The sequence below is a fragment of the Rhodococcus sp. NPDC060176 genome, assembly GCF_042728675.1.
GTDB lineage: Bacteria > Actinomycetota > Actinomycetes > Mycobacteriales > Mycobacteriaceae > Rhodococcus_F.
Genome location: NZ_JBHWYS010000004.1, coordinates 67,803 through 88,178 on the forward strand (window position 1 = coordinate 67,803; position 20,376 = coordinate 88,178).

Below are 20,376 nucleotides of genomic sequence, written 5' to 3' on the forward strand. Positions count from 1 at the left end.
CGCCTTGGAGGCATTCGAATGAGTCGTAGTTCCCGCCGCGGAAGTCGCAGATTGGCTGCGGCTGCGCTGGCGATCACCGCAAGTATGTTCCTGGCGTCGTGCGCCGACAACGGCTCGAGCAATGGCGGCGGCGAATCCGCTGATTCCGGTTCCTCGCTGAAGATCGGCATGGTCAACGAGCAGGCCGATCCCGGCACTCCCACCAAGGGCGGCACGCTGACGTTCAGCGGTTACTCGGCGGTCACGACTCTCGATCCCGCGAAGGCTCAGGTTGCCGGCGCCACCGGTGGCAGCGAGCTCAGCGCCATCTACGACGTGCTCATGCGTTACGACCCCATCGGGCAGAAGTTCGAGCCCAAGCTCGCTCAGTCGCTCGAGGCGAGTGCGGACAGCAAGACCTGGACGCTGAAGTTGCGTGACGGTGTGAAGTTCAGCGATGGAACAGCTTTCGATTCGAAGGCCGTCGCCGACAGCATCAACCGCTACGTCACCAACAAGGGACCGCAGTCGAGCCTGTGGGCTTCCAAGGTTGCCTCGATCGACACCGCCGACGCGACGACCGTAGTCTTCAACCTCGTTGATCCGTGGACAGGCATCCAGTCGATGCTCGCCACCGGACCCGGCATGATCGTCGCCCCGAGCGCCCAGCAAGGTGACCAGTTCACCCCGATCGGCGCCGGCGCGTTCACCCTCGAGAAGTTCGCTCCCAACGAGGAACTGCTGTTGGCTGCTCGCAACGACTACTACGACGGCGCACCGAACATCGACAAGCTCAAGCTGATCAGCATAGTCGGCGCTCAGCCCACGGCCGAAGCACTCAAGACGGGCGGCATCGACGCCGCGTACATGCGTACGCTCACCCCGATCCTGGATCTGATCGAGTCGGGTTACCCCGGCTTCGTCGACATCCCGTCGCTCGGTTACATCGCGAACGTGAACATGGCCCCGGGCCGCCCCGGATCGGATGTCCGTGTCCGACAGGCGATGGCGCTGGCCGTCGATCCGGAGACGCTCAACACGCGCGTCAACAACGGCAAGGGACTGCCCGGCCAGGAGATCTTCCAGGACACCTCGCGCTGGCACAACGACGTCGCACCGATCGGCGTCGACCCCACCAAGGCGAAGGAACTGCTCGATCAGGCCAAGGCCGACGGGTACGACGGCAAGATCACGTTCCTGTCCATCCAGGAACCGTCCGCGCAGGCAACGGCTCTGGCCATCCAGGCGATGCTCAACGCAGTCGGCTTCGACGCTCAGATCGAATACGTCACCGGTGCAGGTGATCTGGTCAAGCGGATGTATGCCGATCACGACTACGACATGAGCACCGCAGCACTGAGCCTCGCCGAGGCCGATCCTTACGAGCGTCTGTACACGGGCATCAAGTCCGGTGGCCGCAACAACGCGACCGGCTACTCCGACGCCGAAATGGATGCTCTCCTGGACAAGTTGGGTGTTGCTACCACCGACGATGACAAGAAGGCAGTCCTGGCGCAGATCCAGGAACGCGCCAACGAGACGGTGCCGTGGCAGGTGTGGGGCAACGTCGCCGCACTCGACGTGTGGAACCAGAATGTTCACGGACTCGAGCAGAGCCTCGACGGAATCGTGCTCTTCGACGGAGCTTGGAAGTCCTAGAGAGCCTGGAAGTCCTGGAGAGCCTGAAGTTCACGGCCGGCCCCGCGCCCATCTTGCAGCGGATCGGGGCCGGCTGCGAACGAAGAAATGAAATCAGAGGAACTGCTGTGTATTGCGAGCTCGCTGTCCGAAGGAGACGAAATCGATGAACATCGGCGCAATAGGTAAGAAATTGGGCCAGCTCGTCATTGTGATCCTGATCGTCAGCTTCGGAACCTTCGTGCTGGCATCACTGATCCCCGGCGATCCCGCTGTCTCCGTCCTCGGTGAGGGGCGCACGCCCGCCGAGTACGAGGAAGTTCGCCAGCAGCTCGGCCTCAACGATCCACTCCTGGTTCGATATTGGGACTGGTTGACCAGTGCTCTGCAGGGCGATCTCGGCAACTCGCTCGTTCCCCCGCAGCAGGACGTCCTCACGGCGATCAGTTCCGCTCTCCCCGTCAGCGTTCAGTTGGCAGTGATGGGTCTGGTCATCGCCCTCGTCGTCGCAGTTCCGCTGGCACTCTGGTCGGCGCACCACGAAGGCGGCGTCATCGACCGCGTCATCAGCGCCGCGACGTTCGGTGTTCTTTCCGTCCCGAGCTTCCTCGCCGGTCTGTTGCTGATCATGGTCACCGTCAACTGGCTCGGCTGGTTCCCGCGATCACAGTGGGTGCGCATCGGCGACAGCCTGTCCGGAAACCTCTCACACGCAATACTTCCCGCGATCACCATCAGCCTCCTCGAGATGGCGATGTTCACTCGCGTTCTCCGATCCGACCTGGTGACGACGCTCCGTGAGGATTACATCCTCGCGTCGAAGGCCAAGGGAATGCCCACGCTGCGAGTGCTTTTCAGTGACGCGCTCCGCCCGTCGTCGTTCTCGCTCATCACGATGATGGGTCTGGCTCTCGGCGGCATGATCGGCAGCACCGTGATCGTCGAGACGCTGTTCTCACTGCCCGGAATGGGCACGCTCATCGTCCGCGCAGCGCAGCAGGGTGATTCGCCGATGCTGCTGGGCGCGGTGGTCGTGATCGCGGTCATCTACGTCCTCGTCAACAGTGCGATCGATGTTCTGTACACCTATCTTGACCCGAGGAGTCGTCGTGTCCATGTCTGAAGTGACGCCAGACGGAGCGGCCCCGTCGCCGGCCCCGTCCGAGGTGATGACATACCGGCAGCAGACAGTCCTGCTGGCTCCCGGTCCCGTCGAAACGCTGGAACAGCCGAAGAACCTGGTCCTGATCGGGTCGATTCTCACGGTGGTCGGCTTTGCGCTGCTCGGCACCGCACTCTTCGGTTCGGCCATCATGATGACCGTCCGCATCGTGCTCGCGCTCGTTGCTCTGGTTTTCCTCTTCAAGGGTCTCGGCAAACTCGGTACGTCCAAGTGGGGCAGTCAGTTCGATCTCTCGTACTGGTTGGCATGCATCTGGCTGGTCGCCCTGATCCTGGCCGCGATCTTCGCACCGCTGTTGCCGCTCGGTGAGTACAAGGACACGGTCAAGACCTTGGCCGAGCCGGGCTTCGCCTCGCCGAGCCTGTTGTCCGAGCACCCGTTGGGTACCAACAACTTCGGTCTCGACCTCCTCGCCCGCGCCCTGTTCGGGGCTCGAGCATCCTTGACCGTGGCAATCTGCGCCGTACTGATCGGCATGATCATCGGTGGCACCATCGGCGTCATGGCCGGCTATTTCCGCGGCAAGGTCGACGCCGTCGTCGGAATCCTGACCAACTCGCTGCTGGCCATTCCTTCCCTGGTCCTGCTCATCGCACTGGCCGCGGTGCTCACGTCGAACCTGCGCAACATCACGCTCGCACTCTCGATTCTCTGCATTCCCAGCATGGTTCGAATCGCGAGGGCCAACACCATCGTTGTCGCCCAACGGGAGTTCGTGCTTGCCGCCCGTGCCATGGGCGCCACCAAATGGCGTGTCATCTGGCGCGAGTTGGTTCCCAACGTCCTCGTTCCCGTCGCTGCGCTCGGCTTGGTGGCCGTCTCCGGTCTGATCGTCGCGGAAGCCTCACTGAGCTTCCTCGGACTCGGTATCGCACAACCCGATCCGACCTGGGGCAACATGATTGCCGAAGGTCAGGGCGGGATCGTGGAGAAGCATCCGTTCATCGTCCTGGTACCAGGTGTCTTCCTCTTCCTGACGGTGTTCTCCTTCAACCTCATCGGTGAGAAGTATCGGAGTAAGCTGTGACCACTTCATCTCAGAACGGCGTTCCGCTGCTGCAGGCGGACAACATCAGAACCGTATTCGCCACTCCGCGTGGCCAGTTGCGAGCAGTCGACGGTGTCTCGATCCACGTCTCCGCTGGTGAAACTCTCGGCATCGTAGGCGAATCCGGTTCCGGCAAGTCGGTTCTCGGGCGCACCATCATGGGTCTGCTCCAGAAGGGTCCGGCCCTCGACATCACCGGAACGGTGACGTTTGCCGGCCGCGACATGTCGACGATGAAGAAGTCGGAGATGAAGCACTTCTGGGGACCCGAGATCGCCATGGTCTTCCAGGATCCGATGACCTCGCTCAATCCGTTCAAGCGCATCGGTACGCACATCACCGAATCCTTGAAGTTCCACCTTGGTCTGAAGAAGGACGCGGCCCGTGATCGCGCTGCGGAACTCCTGTCGATGGTGGGTATCCCCGAGCCCAAGCGTCGGCTCGATCAGTACCCCCACGAACTTTCGGGCGGTATGCGACAGCGTGTGGTCATCGCCATGGCGATGGCCTGCGAGCCGAAACTGCTGATCGCCGACGAGCCGACCACCGCCCTCGACGTGACGGTCCAGAAGCAGATCCTCGATCTGCTCGCCTCGCTCAACGACAAGCTCAACATGGCCGTCATCCTGATCAGCCACGACCTCGGTGTGGTCTCGGGTCGATCGGATCGCGTCGCCGTCATGTACGCCGGTTCCGTCGTGGAAACGTCGGCAACCGAAGAGCTGTTCACTCGTCCGCGTCATCCGTACACCGAAGCATTGATGGCCGCGATTCCGCGACTCGAATCGCCGACGCACACAGTGCTGCAGACAATTCCGGGTGGACTCCCGGACATGACGAAGCCGATCACCGGTTGCCGCTTCGCCGCGCGTTGCCGGTACGCCCAGGACGACTGCCTGACCGGCGACCCTGCTCTGGCTCCCGGCGGACCTGGGGACAACACAACCGAAAGTCATACGTTCGCGTGCCACTACCCGGTCGATACCCCGGAAGGCACAACGGCATTGGTCGCCAACGAGAAGGCCGGCACTACCGCAGCGGGCCTGACGCTCGCGGTGAAGGAGATGGTCTGATGACTGCATCAGTGGATACCAGAAAGCCCGAGACGGTGGACGCGGCCTTGACCGTCGAGGACCTGGTCGTCGAATTCAACGTCGGCAAGGGGCAGACGGTTCACGCCGTGTCCGGGATCAGCTTCACCGTCGCTCCGGGTGAAACCTTGGGTGTGGTCGGTGAATCCGGCTGCGGCAAGTCCACGGCGGGCCGGGCGATCATGCAGTTGCCTTCGCCGACGTCGGGCTCCATCCGCCTGGGAGAGACGGAGATGACGGCACTCGGGGCGGAGGAGTTGCGTCGCAGCCGCACTCAGTTGCAGATGATCTTTCAGGATCCGATCTCCTCGCTGAACCCGCGACGCAAGGTCAAGGCTCTCATCACCGAGGGTCCGTCGATCTGGGGCGGAAAAGACAAGGCCGCCATCGAATCTCGGGCGCGCGAGGTTCTTGCCGAGGTCGGGTTGGACCCGGACATGGTGTGGGACCGGACGCCGCGCGAGCTCTCGGGCGGACAGTGCCAGCGTGTGTGCATCGCCCGCGCGTTGATGCTCGACCCCAAGGTCCTGATCTGTGACGAGCCGGTCTCGAGCCTCGACGTGTCCGTGCAGGCGCAGATTCTGAACCTGCTCGAGGACGCGAAGAAGCGCCACGGGCTGTCTCTGCTGTTCATCGCGCACAACATGGCCGTCGTGAAGAACATCAGCGACCGCGTGATGATCATGTACCTCGGCCGCGTGTGCGAAATCGTTCCGGCAGAAGACATGCAGAACCGCGCACTGCATCCGTACACGCAGCTACTGCTGGCGTCGATTCCCGATCCCGACGCTACCGTCACCGCGGCGCAGAACGTCGAGCAGAAGGTCATCGAACTGCCGTCGCCGCTCAATCCGCCCAGCGGCTGCCGCTTCCGCACGCGGTGCCCGCTGGCCACTGATCTCTGCGCCGAGGAAGTTCCCGAACTTCGTCTCGTCGAGGGTGGCCATCAGGTGGCGTGCCATCACGTGTGAGTTGAGCTAGACGCGCAACATGTTGCGCACGTGACCTGTTTCGTTGATGGACCCGACCCTTCGGCTTCCACTGCGGGAAACAAGAATTCGCGTGACGGAGACGTACTCGATCGGGAAGGTCAACGGGCGCTCGAGCCCGAGAAGTTCCTGCAAAACGATGTTGACGACGCCGCCGTGGCAGAAGATCGCCACGGTGGCGTCGTTGTCGGTCGCCGCGACTATCTCGTCGATCGCACCGAGGACTCGCGCACGAAATGCGTCGCCGTCCACCGACTCCGGGAGCCAGCCGGCTTTGATGCGCGCATAGGTTTCCGGCGCTCGCTCCAGGACCTCGTGCATCGGGATGTAGTGGGGCTGCTCGTAGTCGTATTCCGCCAGACCCTCGAGCTGGGTTACCGGAAGGTCCACTACCTGCGCGACCGGGGCCGCGGTCTCGAGTGCGCGCTTCTGCGGGCTGCTGAATAGTCCGGTGATCCGGTACGGCGCCAGTGCTGCGGGCAGCCGAAGTGCCTGGGCACGGCCTTCGTCGGTCAGCGAGGGATCGGCGCGGCCTTCGGTGACCTCGGCCAGTTCGGGGAGCGCGTGTCGGATCAGGAGTAGTTGCACCTACGTCACCTTGCCATGTAGAGATCGAACGCCACCACGAGGTTTCGCCCTTCGCGTTTTGCCTGGTACATCGCGTTGTCTGCGATGTCGAGCAGAGTCTCCATCCCCGGCATCGCCCGGTCGACCCAGGCGACGCCGATACTGACCGTCCCCGCGAAACCGCGAATGGATCGCGCGTGGGACTCCTGAGTCAGCCGAATCTTCTCCGCGAGCTGGATTGCTTCCTCGAAGGTGCAGTCGGCTATCGCGACGGCAAATTCTTCACCACCCAGGCGGCCGGAAAGTCCCAGGCCTTCGGTAGTGGCGAGGAGGGTGTTACCGAACTGTTCGAGGACGGAATCGCCGGCGAGGTGGCCGAGGTTGTCGTTGATCGATTTGAAGTGGTCGAGATCGAGCATCATGACGGCGATCGGTCGTTGCGCCGCGTGCTGGGCGTCGAGGAGTTCCTGCGATTGGGTCCAGAACGCGTGGCGACTCAGTGTTCCGGTCAGAGCGTCGCACTCGGCGATGCGTTGGAGTTCTCGCTCGGCGCGTCGCTGTGCGCCCGTGGCGACGGCTACGGCGATGGGGGAGAGTGCCATCAGAATGACGGAGATCCGGGTGGTCACACCCTCGCTGAGCAGATGAACCGGATCTGCGAGTGCCAGTCGCCCCTGGCCTGCCATGACCAGTGCCCACGCACCCCATCCGGCTGCCAGGAGTGAAGTGCTGAACAGTGAGACACGCATTGCGCACCACAGGAGCGCCGGCATCGGCAGCAGCAGCGCAAGGGCTCCCTGAACCTCCAGGGCGAGTGGCAGACAGGCCAGGAGAGCGGCCAGAGGTGCCAGGATCTGTGCGAGCCGCCGCAAGCGCAGACTCTGCCGCACGGACGGCCCGAAAGTCCTACGAATGTGTTCGAGCGTCGGTGCAGAAAGGACGATCGGCAGCACGATCAGATACGTACACAGGTCGGCGAAGAACCACCCCACCAATTCCGTTGCCGCACCGCTTCCTTCGTGAAGTTGAGTGCGTAGCGCGCTCGCGGACCCGGCCGTGAACGACGCCAGAACGGAGACGAGGAAGATTCTGGTTGTGTACTTGGTCTCGGGGATCCGCCTCGGAAAGCAGCCGAGCAAGTTCGCGGCGATCAATCCCGTCGTCACCCCGACCAGATTGATGCCGTTCAATTCGAATGCCCGCTGCACCGAACTTCCGGTCGAAAGATCCGCCGTCAGCAGCGCGGCGCCGCCGACGGCGAGTCCGATCGGCGCAAACGAGCGAGGGTTACGGAGGAGAATGCCCAGAAGGATCGCGTTGGCGGGCCAGAAGGTCGACAGAAACCCGGGTGGACGGGCGGCGATGCCCGCCAGGGCGACAACGAGGATCGCCACGAAAATAAGGCACGAGCGCACCCGACGTGTCGAACGGTCCATGGTCAGCCTGTCGTAGAAAGCAGAAGCTGTCCGAGACTAGCAATGATCCGGCTACTGTCCGAGTTGTAGGTTGAAGCATCATCCTCGACGGTTCGGCTGCGTGAGACGCCGAATCAAGTCCGCCAACTCCTCGGGCTGATCGATCATGGCGTGGTGATGCGCCGGACGCAGGACGTGAAAACTCCCGCCGAGGTAGGTGGCGAGTTTTTGCTGCTTTGCCATCCAGGCAATGGACCAGGGAGTGGTGTGGCCCGTGTGCGCGGCGACGACGCTGAGGTCGATGTCGGGCAGTGGATGCTTTCTCGAGCGTCGTAAAGCGGTGAGCTCCAGCGCCATATCGGTGTACGCGACGTATTCGATCATCGCCGCTTCCAGATAATGAGGCTCGCGGTAGATCTTCCGGACCCATTCGAGAGTGGCTTCGGACGACCCGCTCGGCGGCACGGACTGGTTGAGGATCTTGCGCGTCGTGGTGCCGAGGAGTCGTTGGAGCCCGGTGGTGCTGAACGAAGCCGCGGCGGCTCGGGAGGCGATCAGCAGCAGGTCGCGGGGGAAAAGACGTTTCGGCTCTTTCTCGGCACTGGAATCGAGGAGGAGCATGCCCGCTGCGCGATCGGGGAACAGGCGCGCGAAGCCTTCGACGTAGAAGCCGGCGATGGAGTGGCCGACCACGACGGCCGGCCGCGCCAACCCCAGAGCGTCGAGAACATCGCGGATCCGCTGAGCTTCACCGTGCACGGTCGGCACTTCGGACGACGGCTCACTGAGTCCGAAACCCGGGCGATCGAACCGGACAACGGTGTGGTCCGACTGCAGATGACGTGCGCAGTCATCCCAGTCGAACCAGTTGCCCGCCAGCCCGCCGCACAGGACGACGACGGGGCCGTCGCCTTCGGCAAGAACATGCAGTCGGCTCTCGCCGACCTGCAAGATCTCGCCCGGTGGTTTCACGTGGAACAATTCCGGCACGCGAGAATCCGGACTACTGACGCGGTTTCGCGAGGGGGAAGGCCAGCGTCTCGCGGATGCTGCCACCCGTGATCAGCATGACGATTCGGTCGACGCCCATCCCGAGACCACCCGTCGGCGGCATCGCGTGTTCGAGGGCTTGAAGGAAGTCCTCGTCCAATTCCATCGCTTCGGGATCGCCGCCGGCCGCGAGCATCGACTGCTCGGTAAGCCTGTTGCGCTGATCCACGGGGTCCGTCAGCTCGCTGTACGCGGTTCCGAGTTCGACGCCCCACGCCACCAGGTCCCACTTCTCGGCGACGCCGGGGATGCTGCGGTGCGGCCGGGTGAGCGGCGACATCGAGGTGGGGAAGTTGGTGTAGAACGTCGGGAACTCGGTGTAGTCCTCGACCAGGTGCTCGTACATTTCCTGCGCGATGGCGCCGGTGTCCCAGCTGGACTGGTACGGGATCTCGTTGGCGTCGCACAGCTTCTGCAGGTCTTCGAGACTTGTCTCGGGGGAGACGTCGACACCAAGTTTTTCGGCGACGGCGCCGTGCATCGTCTTCACCGGCCACTCGCCGGAGATGTCGACCTCGACCAGTTCGCCGTCCGGGCCGGGACGCATGATGATCTCGCGACCGAACGCTGCGACGGCCGCCGCCTGGATCAGCTCGCGGCACATCCGCATCATGCTCTCGTAGTCGCTGTGGGCTTCGTACGCCTCGAGGATCGTGAACTCGGGATTGTGTTTGAAGTCGACGCCCTCGTTGCGGAACACGCGGCCGATCTCGAACACCTTCTCCATACCCGCGACGCACAGGCGCTTCAGGTACAGCTCGGGTGCGATGCGGAGATAGAGGTCGAGGTTGTACGCGTTGATGTGTGTCAGGAACGGAGCGGCATTCGCGCCGCCATGCACCTGCTGCAGAATCGGGGTCTCGACTTCGAGGTATCCGCGACCACCGAGTGAATCGCGCAGCGACTTCACGACGGCGCTTCGGGCCTCGAGCAGTTCGCGGGCCTTCGGGTTGAGGGCGATGTCGAGGTACCGCTGGCGGACGCGGGTCTCGGGATCCGAGAGGCCCTTCCACTTGTCCGGCAGCGGGTGCAGGCACTTGCCGTTCATGCGCCACTCGACGGCGATGAGCGACAGCTCGCCCTTGCGGCTGCGTCCGATGGTTCCGCTGACTTCGATCAGGTCACCGAGATCGAACTCGGCGGCGAACTCCGCCAACTTCTCGCGGCCGACGTTGTCCTGGTCGACCAGGACCTGAATGTCGCCGGACCAGTCGCGCACGTCCGTGAACACGACTCCGCCGTAGTCGCGAACCCTCAGCAGGCGTCCCGCGATTCGTACACGGGTGCCCTCCGGTGACTTTGCTGCGGCAGCGATCGTGTGCGTCGGCGGGTAGGCGACGGGGTAGGCGGCGATCCCTTCGTCGGCGAGTTGCGCGAGCTTGTTCATGCGCACTCGGACCTGTTCGGGTCGACGCGGACCGTTGGTCGTGAACGACGGCGCCGAGTCCGGCGGGCTGCCGTCGGCGTGCAGTCCCTCGGACGTCACCAGAGCGGCGGGCACCGCCACATGCGTGCCGGTGTGTTTGACGACCTGGCTCGACTTGCGCCCGAAACTGGGCAGCACCACAAAGCCTTCGGCGATGGCCGACGCGAATCCGACGCGCGGCAGTTCGCGGTTGTCCTCGAAGCAGAGGAAGCGTGGCTCCCAATCAGGCTGGTACTTCACATTCGAGCGGTACAGGGCTTCGAGTTGCCACCAGCGCGAGAAGAAGACGAGCACCGAGCGCCAAATGCGGAGGATCGGGCCGGCGCCGATGCGCGAACCTTCCTCGAATACCGAGCGGAACACGGCGAAGTTGAGCGAGACCCGTACGACGCCGATCTCGTCCGAGCGTGTGGCCAACTCCGCGACCATCAATTCGATGACTCCGTTGGGCGCAGTCGGCTTGCGACGCATCAGATCGAGCGAAACGCCGTTCGGTCCCCACGGCACGAGCGAGAGCATGCCGACGACGCTTTCGTCCTCGGTGCCTTCACCCATGACGGCTTCGACGAGGAGGCAGTCGCCGTCGAGGTGATCGCCCAGTCGGCCGAGCGCCATGGAGAAGCCGCGCTCGGTGTCGGTGTCGCGCCAGTCGTCGGCGCGGATGATGACGGCCGACATGTCCTCCGGCGGAACGTCGCGATGGCGTCGCATCCGGACAGTGACGCCGTGGCGCCTCACGCGGGTGACGGCCTGACGGACGGGGCGCATGTCGCGTCCGTTGAGATTGAATTCGCGGGTGCGCAGGATCGCTTCGTCACCGAGTTGCAGGACGCTCAGGCCCGCCTTCTTGTACGCCGTCGCTCCGGTTTCGCTGGCGCCCATGACGGCCGTCGCCCAGCCGTACTGCGACGCGAGCCCCTGCCACGCTTCGATGGCGTGCGGCCACGCTTCGGGATCGCCGATGGGATCACCGCTGGCGAGGCAGACGCCGATCTCGACGCGGTACGTGATGGCCGCCTTGCCGCTCGGCGCGAAGATGACGGCCTTGTCGCGGCGGGTGGCGAAGTAGGCCAGGGAGTCGTCGGCGCCGAAGTTCTGGATCAACCCGCGGATCGCGGACTCGTCGTTTCCGGTGAGAGCGTTGTTGGAGCGTTGCGCGCGGAAAAGCGTCATGACGGCGGCGAGTAGTGCGATGGCACCGAGGAGACCGAGGACCGTGTTGACGAAGACGCGCGGGTGACCGTCGAACACCTCGTTGTCTACCGAAGCCGCAGCGGTGACGCGGTTCAGGGCCCACAGGAATCGTTGGTTCTGCGGCAGGTCACCCGGGAAGAGTTCGACAAGGCCCCAGCCGATCACGGTCGCGACAGCCATGCCGCCGATCAGTACGCCGAGAGCTTTCCAGCCGGCACCGCGTCGTACGCGTGTGTAGAACTCGGGCCTCGCCGCGATGAGGATTCCGATCACGACAAGCAAAACCACAACTGCCACGGCGTTGTTCGGGTTCTTGTCGACGATCGCGGAGGCGATGTTCGTGAGGGTGATCAGCGCCAGGTAGATCGTCAGCAGCCACCAGGCGATGCGCTTGCGGCTCGCGAGGGCAGCGGCGAGCAGGGCGACGACGAGCGCCCACGACAGGCTCGTATCCGGTGCGTCGAAGTAGTAGCTGTCGATGTATTCGCGTGGGACGCGGAGGATGTGCCGCAGTACCGGCGAGATGCTCCACAGGAACACCAGTACGGAGAAGACTCCGAGGATCAGTCCCGAGATATGGGGAACCTGGCTGAACCGCCCTTTGCGGAATCGACGCGCCTGGCGCGGATTTTCGGGTGGCGATTCCACCAACTCTGCAGTGGTGTCCGATACCTCGGTCAATGGTGCCATCGAGCTTCCTCTCCTACCGGTCGATCAGATCCTCACGCTAAGTGTGGTCTGTCGTGTCCAGTTTTGTGGGAGGAGGAAGATGATTGACATGACCGACAACATTCCAGCAGTACCCATCCGCGACGAAATGATTCGGCTCGGTCAGTTTCTCAAGCTTGCGAACCTCATCGAATCGGGCGCGGAGGCCAAGGAAGTGATCGCCGACGGCATGGTTTCGGTCAACGGTGAGGTCGAAGATCGCCGTGGGCGTCAGCTTCGTGACGGCGATGTCGTCGAGATCGGCGGGATGGCCGCCAAAGTGGAAGCCCCCGCCTGATCCCGCGACGTCTGACTAGCTTTCGCGAACTACGACGCCGTCCTGGTCGCTGTAGACGATCTCGCCGGGGTTGAAGGTGACGCCGCCGATTTCGATCGGCACGTTCTTCTCACCCGAACCGGTCTGAGTGCTCTTGCGCGGGTTGGTACCCAAAGCCTTGACGCCGATGTCGAGGGTGCGCAGGATCGCCGAGTCACGGACAGCTCCGTTGACGATGACGCCGGCCCAGCCGTTGTCGACGCCGCGGCCGGCGATGATGTCGCCGACCAGGGCGGTGTGGATGCTTGCGTCACCGTCGACGACGAGGACTCCACCGTTGCCCGGTTCGCTGAGGGTCTGCTTCACGAGCAGGTTGTCCTGGAAGCACTTGATGGTGGTGATGGGGCCGGCAAAAACTTCACGTCCACCGAACTGGGTGAACTGCGTGTCGCAGCTGCGGATGTCGGGTCCGATCTCGTCGGCAAGGTCAGCGGTCGCTACAGGCTCGGTCATGCCCCACAGGATAGTCGGCGGGGTTCGCGCCTGGTTGTCGTCGGGGAGGGTGCTCGGGCCCGCACGCCTGACGGGGGGGACGTCTTCGAGTTACGCGTCGGCGTGATCGAAAACCTTTCCGCACCACACGCCATCCGGTAGACATCGACGGTGGACACATCGCGCTGGTACCGATCGTTCGCGGAAGTGGAGGCTCGAGGGAACTCAGCGATCTACGAGGAATGGGGCATCGGCGTATCGGAGGATCCAGCAGTCCTCGCTCTGATCGATCGGCTTCCAGAACCCCGCAGGCAACCCAACCTGGTGTTCGGGGCGAGCCGTCACCTCGGTGCCCCGGTTGAGCCGTACGCGTCGTTCCGCCGGTGGTTGAGCGAGAACTGGTCAGAGGTGGAACAACTTGCGCGGATCCGGACTACACAGACCAATGAAGCAGACCGCGTTGCTGTGTTGCTTCCCGTTCTCGGGTTGTTGAAGGGCCCGCTCTCCCTCATCGAAGTCGGTGCTTCGGCGGGCCTGTGCCTTTATCCGGACCGCTACAGCTTTCTCTACGACGGCGAAAGGTATCTGCATCCAGTAGATGGTCCGTCCACCGTTCTGCTGGAGTGTGCGACGACCGGCAGTCCGCCAATTCCGGAGAGAGTCCCAGACGTGGTGTACCGGGCGGGAATCGACCTCAATCCGCTTGATGTAAACGACACTGACGACATGAGATGGTTGGAGAGTCTTGTATGGCCGGAACAGGACCACCGCCGGCGGCGACTGCGCGACGCAGCGGCACTCGCTCGTGCGGATCCGCCTCATCTGGTTCGCGGAGATCTCACGTCAGCTGTTGCCGATCTCGTCGAACGTGCGCCACGGGAAACAACGATCGTGGTCTTTCACAGTGCGGTACTCAACTACCTGACCCCAACTGCCAGAGATGAATTCGCAGAAGCTGTTCGCGCTTTGCCATGTCGCTGGATAGCGAACGAAGGTCTCGGGGTTCTGCCCGAAGTCGATGCCAAGTTGACGGCATCACCAGAGGCGCGCCGTGGGAAGTTTGTTGTTTCTCTTGACGGCACACCTCGCGGGCTAGCCGGTGGACACGGGCAGTTCCTCGACTGGATAGACCAAACTTGAACGGCATCAGATTGATTGATTCGCGGTCCGATCTTCGCGGAGAGCTTGACCTTCACATTGGTGTGAAGGTTGACAATCGTTTCATGGCAGACGACATCGATTCAAAGCACCACACATCAGGAGCGAAACAGTTTCTTGCGGAACATGATCGCGGGGACACACTTCCGCTCGTTCCCCTGCTGGCGTTGTTCGTGTCCGTCTTCATCACCAGCCTGACGGAAACGCTCCCAGCGGGAGTGTTGCCGGCAATGAGTGAAGGTCTCGATGTCAGTGAATCAGCCGCCGGGCAGACGATCATGATCTACGCGCTGGGGACGGCGCTGACGACAATTCCCTTGATCGCAGCGACGGCGTCTTGGTCACGAAAGGTGTTACTGCTGAATTCGATTCTCGGGTTTGCGTTCGCCAACACGGTCACTGCATTTTCTTCCGACTATCTTCTGACGATGACCGCCCGGTTCATTGCGGGAGTTGCTGCAGGTATCGCCTGGGCATTGCTCGCCGGATACGCCAGAAGTCTTGCCCCGAAACATCTCGAGGGTCGCGCCATCGCGTTCACGATGGCCGGAATCCCGCTCGCTCTCGCGCTCGGCGTTCCGTTCGGGACATACTTGGGCAACGCTACCGGGTGGCGGGCACCGTTCTATCTCATGTCGATACTGGCCGTTGCGCTACTCGTTGCAATCGCGGTGTCGGTTCCCGATCGTCCAGGTCGGCCCCGCGACCGTAGACGGCGAAGCATGTTCGAGGCGGCGCGCATTCCCGGTGTCGACGCAGTTCTGATCGTGACGTTCACGGTGGTGTTGGGCCACACCATCCTGTATGCGTACATCGCTCCGTTCCTCGAGTCGATCGGAATGGGAGATGACAATGACCTCGTTCTATTGACCTTCGGAGTGGCATGCCTGATCAGCATTGTTGTTGTGGGCAAACAAATCTACACGCGACTACGGACCTTTGCCTTTGTCGGTGCCATCCTGATTGCGGTCGCCGCAACCATACTGGCAATGACCACGGGGGATGCGCTGCTCGTCTACTTGGCAGCTGCCGTATGGGGATTGGGGTGGGGTGGAATTCCGACTCTGCTGCAAACTTCGGCAGCGGTTGCTGCGGGCTCACACGCAGACGAGGCTCAAGCGGTTCTCACGACGCTGTGGAACGGTGCGATGGCAGCAGGTGCGGTGATGGGTGGAGTTCTGTTGTCTCTCAACGGTGCTCGATCCATCCCGTGGTGGACGGCCATACTCGCCCTGCTCTGCGTGGTGATCATGTGGACCGCACGCGGAGACGGGTTCCGGTCACCCGCACAAATCCATCAGGAAGGTCAGGTACACGCATGAACGCAGCGTCGCCGATCCAGACGTCGCCGATCCGAACGCCGCCGGTCATCGGTATCGCGCTGGAACCAGCCGGCTGGCATCCAGCGGCATGGCGATTGCAGGGGCATGCCCCTGCCGAACTCTTCACTGCTCACTACTGGTCGGAGTTGTTGCGCGACATAGATGCATCTGTTGTCGATTTTGTCACTTTCGAAGAATCGATCGGTTTGCAGTCGTCGGACTTCAGGAGAATCGACGACAAGGAAGACCAGGTCCGTGGTCGATTGTCGCCGGTAGCGTTGACGGCACTGGCTGTTTTCGGGACGCAGAGAGTCGGCGTGATCGCCGCGAGAAACCTGACTCACAGTGAGCCATACAGTATCGCCACCGAAATCGCATCGCTCAATCTCTTGAGCGGGGGCCGAGTCGGCCTCCGTGCCCAGATCACTTCGCGAAGCATCGACAGACGTCATTTCGTTCGTCCGCAACCCGTGCCGGAGTTGAGAGAGTCCGACATCTACTTCCCCGAATTGATTGGAACCCGACTGGAGCAGGTCTTCTCGAGCGCGACCGAGTCGATCGAAATACTCCGAGCATTGTGGTCGACATGGACCGAAGGCGCACTCCAAGAAGGCGCCGATGGCCGATTCGTCGATATCGACAAGATCTCTGACAAGTCAATTTCGACAACGAATTTCGAGGTTTCCGGGCCACTCGCCGTCCCTGTTGCCGAAGGCTTGAGACCTGTCGTTGTCGCGCTGGCGCATCACGCCCAAGTTCCTTATCGGTTGGCCGCTGCCTCGGCTGATGTCATCCTGGTGACGCCAACTCCGAGTGTCAATGGTGTCACCATCGGTGATGTTCTCGACGCTGTCAACGCTGAATGTGTTGCAGTGCAGCGAAATTTGATCGATGAGCCGCTGGCGATCCTGGTGGATCTCGTGGTCTTCCTCGGCGCGACCCATTCTGAGGCGGTGCAGCAGAAGCGTGCCCTCGACAAGTTGTCAGGCGGACCGTATTCGTCCGACACCGACATTTTTGTCGGTTCGGTGGGTGAACTGATGCACCGGATCGACGAACTCGTATCGGCTGGCGCGCATGGCGTGCGACTGCGGCCAGCGGTGAACGGCCGGGACATCCCACTTCTCCTCGAACAGTTTCCCGCTGCCTTCGGGGCGAGCACCCGGGTGCGCACGTTGCGAGAGCGTCTCCAGACAGCGTCGCTCGAAACATCGGCGACCACATGAAGATCGGCGAGCTGTCGGAAGCGACACGGGTATCCCGCCGTCTCTTGCGGTATTACGAGGAGCAAAGCCTGATTGCTCCGAGACGATCCGAAAACAGTTACCGCGACTACGACGAACGAATGGTTGATCGGGTTTTTCAGATACGCGGGTTGTTGGACATGGGTTTCCCGACGCGAGTGATCCGGCAGATCCTTCCTTGCCTGGACCAAGAACGCGTCATTCACATGAGCGATGTGACACCGGAGATGCTGTCGATGCTCGAGGCGGAGGCGTCGGGACTTGACGAGAAGATCAGCTTTCTGGTGAAAAATCGCGACGCCATCCGTGAATACATCGCAGAAGTTAGGCAGCGACAGACGGTCCCACTCGATGGGTGAACGTCGATGGATGAACACTGAGCGTGCTGTCAGTTGGTCCGGACCATGCCTATGTCCATCGTTTCGCGCGTGGCAGCGCAAACCAACGGTTCAGGGTTCAGCGGTCGTCGGGAAGGATGCCGTTCAGCACTATGTCGGCGAGTGAGTCGGCGAACGGTCCCGGGTCCGGGACATCCCGAACCGACATCGCGAAGATGGCCGCACCTGCCATGATGTCGAGAAGAGCGTCGGCGTCGACGCCGTTTCGGATGTCGCCTCGTTCCCTCGCCGCTTCCAGTCGACGGTTCAGCTCGACGCGGACTCCGGCCAGTTGCCGCACCACCAGAACCTCACGCAATTCCGCGTTTGTTCGCACTTCGCTCATCAGCCCGGGTGCAGCAGCTCGAGTGGCGGGAGCAGCGAACAGTGCAACCGCGCCGTGCACCAGCGCGCGGATCTGATCCGTGATCGTGCCCTCGGTGCCGAGTTCGGTGTCGATGTCGGCGCCCTGTTCGACGTCGAGCACCGGGTAAATCGCGTCGTTGACGATGTGCGCCTTCGACGGCCACCGACGGTAGATCGCCGGGCGCCCCACTCCCGCACGGGTGGCGATGGCGTCGATGGACGTGCCCGCATACCCCTTTTCTTCTAACAGTTGCCTGGTCGCGTCCAGTACTGCGTCGTCGATTGCAGGGTTTCGCTGCGGTCCCAGGCGGTGCTGAGTTTCGGAATCTTTGGACATTTTTGGCAAATCCCTTGCGGTATCGCTGTGATGGCCGTTACATTCTGTCACGGCTTTAGTCGATACATATTGTATCGACAATCGGCGCGTGCGCATCGGCGCCACCGAACCACGAGGAGTGGTGATGAACCTTCGAACCGAAACAGAAACCTCAGGCGGAGATCCCGACTACGCCGAATTTGCCAGACCCGGCGAATCCCGCAACGACCCAGCCGAGATGCGGCGCAGCCTCGAAAGCTGGCTCGCTACCGTGCTGTGGCGAGGCTCGAAACCTTCCGTGACCTCGGTCGAGGTGCCGGCCGCGAACGGCATGTCCAACGAAACTGTGCTCTTCGATGCGACCTGGATCGAGGACGGGGTTCGAGCCGAGCACCGCCTTGTCGCCCGCATCGCTCCACGGGACAGTGCGGTGCCGATCTTCCCTTCGTACAACTTGGACCAGCAGTTTCAGGTCATGAGCGCCGTCGCCGCTCACACTTCGGTGCCGGTCCCGCGGGTGTACTGGTCCGAGAGCAATCCGGACGCGCTCGGCGGCGAATTCTTCGTGATGGAGCGGCGTGACGGTGAAATCCCGCCCGACGTCATGCCGTACACGTTCGGATCCTGGCTCTCGGAGGCTTCAGCCGACGACTGTTCTCGACTCCAGCAGTCATCGGTCCGCGTACTTGCGGAGTTGCACGCGATGGCCGATCCGCACCTCGCACTCCCTGAACTGTGTCGCGACGGTGTCGAACCGACTGGCACAGAGGCACTTCGCGCGCACCTAGAGGAGCAGCGCCGCTATTACGAGTGGGCAACCGCCGACGGACCAGGGTCCCCGTTGATCGAGCGTGGTTTCGACTGGATCGAGACGAACTTTCCCGCCGATGCCGGTGCAGCCGTGCTCAGTTGGGGTGACTCGCGGATCGGAAACATCATCTACCGCGACTTCGAACCGGCGGCGGTCCTCGATTGGGAGATGGCTACGCTGGGGCCACGTGAGCTCGACCTCGGCTGGATGATCTTCCAGCACAGGTTCTTCGAGGATCTTGCGGCCATGGCCGGCCTCCCCGGAATGCCGGACTTCCTGCGCCGTGAGGACGTGGCCGATGCCTACCGCTCGCTGTCCGGACACCAGGTAGCGGATCTCGATTTCTACATCGTGTACGCCGCGTTGCGGCATGCGGTGATCATGTTCCGAGTTCAAAGCCGCGCAGTGGCTTTCGGTCAGGCAGAGTTCCCCGACAACCCGGACGAGATGATCCTGCACCACAAGACGCTCGAAGCCATGCTCGACGGCACTTATTGGGAGTCGCTCGCAACAGTACCGGTTACATCAGCCCCGGTCACAACAGGAGAAGCGCGATGACACTGTCCCCGCTCGACGACTACCCGGTACATCAGATCGCGGAGACTATCCGCCACGTGGGCACCTCGGATCGAAACTTCTACGATCGCTACTACTTCAACGCTCATGCCGGCGTCGACGGCGACACCGAGCCGCTGTTTCTCATCATCGGTCTCGGTCAGTACCCCAATCTTGGTGTATGCGACGGCTTTGCGGTTCTTCGGCGCGGCGAAGACCATATAGTCTTCCGGGCATCGCGAGCCTTGGGTGACGATCGAATGGACCTGTCAGTAGGCCCGCTGCGAATCGACATCATCGAGGGTCTGCACCGACTGCGTGTGGTGTTGGAACCGAGCCCCGAGGCGCCGGATCTGAGCTTCGACCTCACCTTCGAGTCCGACGGTCCGGCCAATCTCGAGGCCAGGCATTTCCACCGTCAGCTGGAACGAGTCACCTTCGACACCCAACGATTCGTCCAGACAGGCACGTGGTCCGGATCTCTGACCGTGGACGGCGACGTCATTCCCGTCACGCCGGAGACGTGGCGGGGTAATCGCGATCGGTCTTGGGGTGTTCGACCGGTCGGTGAAGCGGAACCACCTGGGCGCAAGGCGGATCCGGCGATAGCAGGCAGTCAGAACTTCTTCTGGATTTACTCGATCATGCAATTCGGCGACTTCACCGTCGTCACGATCGTTCAAGAAGATCAGCAGGGCCGCCGAATCCTCGAGGATGCCACTCGCGTCTGGGCGGACCGCTCGCGGGAGCCGGAGTGGTTGGGTCGACCGGACCACCAACTCACCTTCATCTCCGGTACACGCGAGGTGAAGAGCGGAACTCTGTACTTCCGGCGCCCCGGTGCACCAGGCGAGCCCGACCATATTCTGGAGATCACCTGCGAACCGATACTGCCCAACTACATCGGTGTCGGCACGGGCTACGGACTCGAGCAGGATTGGCGCCACGGGATGTGGCAGGGCGAACTGGTGGTTCAAGGCCTGCGAGAAAAGGTTTCGGACATCGAACCGTGGAAGAAGATGCTGTGCCCGGTCGACAACCTTGCCCGGTTCACCCTCGTCGAGGACGGCGTAACCCGCATCGGGACAGGCCTGTTCGAGGTAGCAGTCATCGGACCCCATCAGCGATACGGATTTACCGGCATCGGTGACGTCGCACCTTAACTACAGA

18 protein-coding genes are annotated in these 20,376 nt (G+C 62.5%); 12 read left to right on the top strand and 6 right to left on the bottom strand.

What is annotated here, in order from left to right; all coding sequences use genetic code 11:
* Nucleotides 1-18: 18 nt before the first annotated feature.
* The 5 genes from ACFWEM_RS19925 (at nucleotide 19) to ACFWEM_RS19945 (ending at nucleotide 5,910) form a co-directional block, all read left to right on the top strand.
* Nucleotides 19-1,638: an ABC transporter substrate-binding protein gene (locus ACFWEM_RS19925; protein WP_378536274.1), complete on the top strand. Its 1,620-nt coding sequence runs from the start codon at nucleotides 19-21 to the stop codon at nucleotides 1,636-1,638.
* Nucleotides 1,639-1,783: 145 nt separating this feature from the next.
* Nucleotides 1,784-2,740 (top strand): ABC transporter permease, encoded by a 957-nt coding sequence (locus ACFWEM_RS19930; protein ID WP_003943571.1) that lies wholly within the window; start codon nucleotides 1,784-1,786, stop codon nucleotides 2,738-2,740.
* Nucleotides 2,733-3,827: an ABC transporter permease gene (locus ACFWEM_RS19935; protein ID WP_378445764.1), complete on the top strand. Its 1,095-nt coding sequence runs from the start codon at nucleotides 2,733-2,735 to the stop codon at nucleotides 3,825-3,827. Before ACFWEM_RS19930 ends, ACFWEM_RS19935 begins: the two co-directional genes overlap by 8 nt.
* Complete coding sequence (locus ACFWEM_RS19940; RefSeq protein ID WP_378536277.1) at nucleotides 3,824-4,921, top strand: ABC transporter ATP-binding protein; 1,098 nt, start codon at nucleotides 3,824-3,826, stop codon at nucleotides 4,919-4,921. The genes ACFWEM_RS19935 and ACFWEM_RS19940 overlap by 4 nt, the downstream gene beginning before the upstream one ends.
* On the top strand, nucleotides 4,921-5,910 hold the full coding sequence (locus ACFWEM_RS19945) for an ABC transporter ATP-binding protein (protein ID WP_378536279.1): 990 nt from the start codon (nucleotides 4,921-4,923) through the stop codon (nucleotides 5,908-5,910). Before ACFWEM_RS19940 ends, ACFWEM_RS19945 begins: the two co-directional genes overlap by 1 nt.
* A 6-nt stretch (nucleotides 5,911-5,916) precedes the next feature.
* Here the strand turns inward: ACFWEM_RS19945 and ACFWEM_RS19950 are convergent, their stop codons facing one another.
* The 4 genes from ACFWEM_RS19950 to lysX all read right to left on the bottom strand — a co-directional run bounded on the left by ACFWEM_RS19950 (nucleotide 5,917) and on the right by lysX (nucleotide 12,270).
* Nucleotides 5,917-6,516: a histidine phosphatase family protein gene (locus ACFWEM_RS19950; protein ID WP_378536281.1), complete on the bottom strand. Its 600-nt coding sequence runs from the start codon at nucleotides 6,514-6,516 to the stop codon at nucleotides 5,917-5,919.
* A gap of 5 nt (nucleotides 6,517-6,521) precedes the next feature.
* On the bottom strand, nucleotides 6,522-7,931 hold the full coding sequence (locus ACFWEM_RS19955) for a diguanylate cyclase (protein WP_378536286.1): 1,410 nt from the start codon (nucleotides 7,929-7,931) through the stop codon (nucleotides 6,522-6,524).
* A gap of 78 nt (nucleotides 7,932-8,009) precedes the next feature.
* The gene (locus ACFWEM_RS19960; RefSeq protein WP_378536288.1) at nucleotides 8,010-8,900 is read right to left on the bottom strand and encodes an alpha/beta fold hydrolase; all 891 of its coding nucleotides are present in this window, start codon (nucleotides 8,898-8,900) and stop codon (nucleotides 8,010-8,012) included.
* A gap of 13 nt (nucleotides 8,901-8,913) precedes the next feature.
* On the bottom strand, nucleotides 8,914-12,270 hold the full coding sequence (gene lysX / locus ACFWEM_RS19965) for a bifunctional lysylphosphatidylglycerol synthetase/lysine--tRNA ligase LysX (protein ID WP_378536290.1): 3,357 nt from the start codon (nucleotides 12,268-12,270) through the stop codon (nucleotides 8,914-8,916).
* A gap of 88 nt (nucleotides 12,271-12,358) precedes the next feature.
* Here lysX and ACFWEM_RS19970 point away from each other — a divergent pair, with 88 nt between their 5' ends.
* The gene (locus tag ACFWEM_RS19970) at nucleotides 12,359-12,586 is read left to right on the top strand and encodes an RNA-binding S4 domain-containing protein (protein ID WP_003943569.1); all 228 of its coding nucleotides are present in this window, start codon (nucleotides 12,359-12,361) and stop codon (nucleotides 12,584-12,586) included.
* Between the two features lie 15 nt (nucleotides 12,587-12,601).
* Here ACFWEM_RS19970 and rraA read toward each other — a convergent pair whose 3' ends face one another.
* Complete coding sequence (rraA, locus tag ACFWEM_RS19975; RefSeq protein WP_003943552.1) at nucleotides 12,602-13,078, bottom strand: ribonuclease E activity regulator RraA; 477 nt, start codon at nucleotides 13,076-13,078, stop codon at nucleotides 12,602-12,604.
* Nucleotides 13,079-13,228: 150 nt separating this feature from the next.
* Between rraA and ACFWEM_RS19980 the strand changes: the two genes are divergently transcribed.
* The 4 genes from ACFWEM_RS19980 to ACFWEM_RS19995 all read left to right on the top strand — a co-directional run bounded on the left by ACFWEM_RS19980 (nucleotide 13,229) and on the right by ACFWEM_RS19995 (nucleotide 17,140).
* On the top strand, nucleotides 13,229-14,197 hold the full coding sequence (locus ACFWEM_RS19980) for a DUF2332 domain-containing protein (protein WP_378536292.1): 969 nt from the start codon (nucleotides 13,229-13,231) through the stop codon (nucleotides 14,195-14,197).
* Nucleotides 14,198-14,280: 83 nt separating this feature from the next.
* On the top strand, nucleotides 14,281-15,537 hold the full coding sequence (locus ACFWEM_RS19985; protein WP_378536294.1) for an MFS transporter: 1,257 nt from the start codon (nucleotides 14,281-14,283) through the stop codon (nucleotides 15,535-15,537).
* The gene (locus ACFWEM_RS19990) at nucleotides 15,534-16,763 is read left to right on the top strand and encodes an LLM class flavin-dependent oxidoreductase (RefSeq protein ID WP_378536296.1); all 1,230 of its coding nucleotides are present in this window, start codon (nucleotides 15,534-15,536) and stop codon (nucleotides 16,761-16,763) included. The genes ACFWEM_RS19985 and ACFWEM_RS19990 overlap by 4 nt, the downstream gene beginning before the upstream one ends.
* A complete protein-coding gene (locus ACFWEM_RS19995) occupies nucleotides 16,760-17,140 on the top strand; it encodes a MerR family transcriptional regulator (protein WP_007735825.1) in 381 nt (126 codons plus the stop codon). Before ACFWEM_RS19990 ends, ACFWEM_RS19995 begins: the two co-directional genes overlap by 4 nt.
* 97 nt (nucleotides 17,141-17,237) lie before the next feature.
* Here the strand turns inward: ACFWEM_RS19995 and ACFWEM_RS20000 are convergent, their stop codons facing one another.
* Nucleotides 17,238-17,861 carry a TetR/AcrR family transcriptional regulator gene (locus ACFWEM_RS20000; protein WP_378536299.1) on the bottom strand — a complete coding sequence of 208 codons (624 nt, stop codon included), beginning with the start codon at nucleotides 17,859-17,861 and terminating at the stop codon, nucleotides 17,238-17,240.
* Nucleotides 17,862-17,985: 124 nt separating this feature from the next.
* On the opposite strand from ACFWEM_RS20000, the gene ACFWEM_RS20005 reads away from it, so the two are divergent.
* Both ACFWEM_RS20005 and ACFWEM_RS20010 read left to right on the top strand, forming a co-directional pair.
* Nucleotides 17,986-19,209 carry a phosphotransferase family protein gene (locus ACFWEM_RS20005; RefSeq protein WP_378536301.1) on the top strand — a complete coding sequence of 408 codons (1,224 nt, stop codon included), beginning with the start codon at nucleotides 17,986-17,988 and terminating at the stop codon, nucleotides 19,207-19,209.
* The gene (locus ACFWEM_RS20010) at nucleotides 19,206-20,369 is read left to right on the top strand and encodes a hypothetical protein (protein WP_378536303.1); all 1,164 of its coding nucleotides are present in this window, start codon (nucleotides 19,206-19,208) and stop codon (nucleotides 20,367-20,369) included. Before ACFWEM_RS20005 ends, ACFWEM_RS20010 begins: the two co-directional genes overlap by 4 nt.
* The last annotated feature ends 7 nt before the right edge of the window (nucleotides 20,370-20,376 follow it).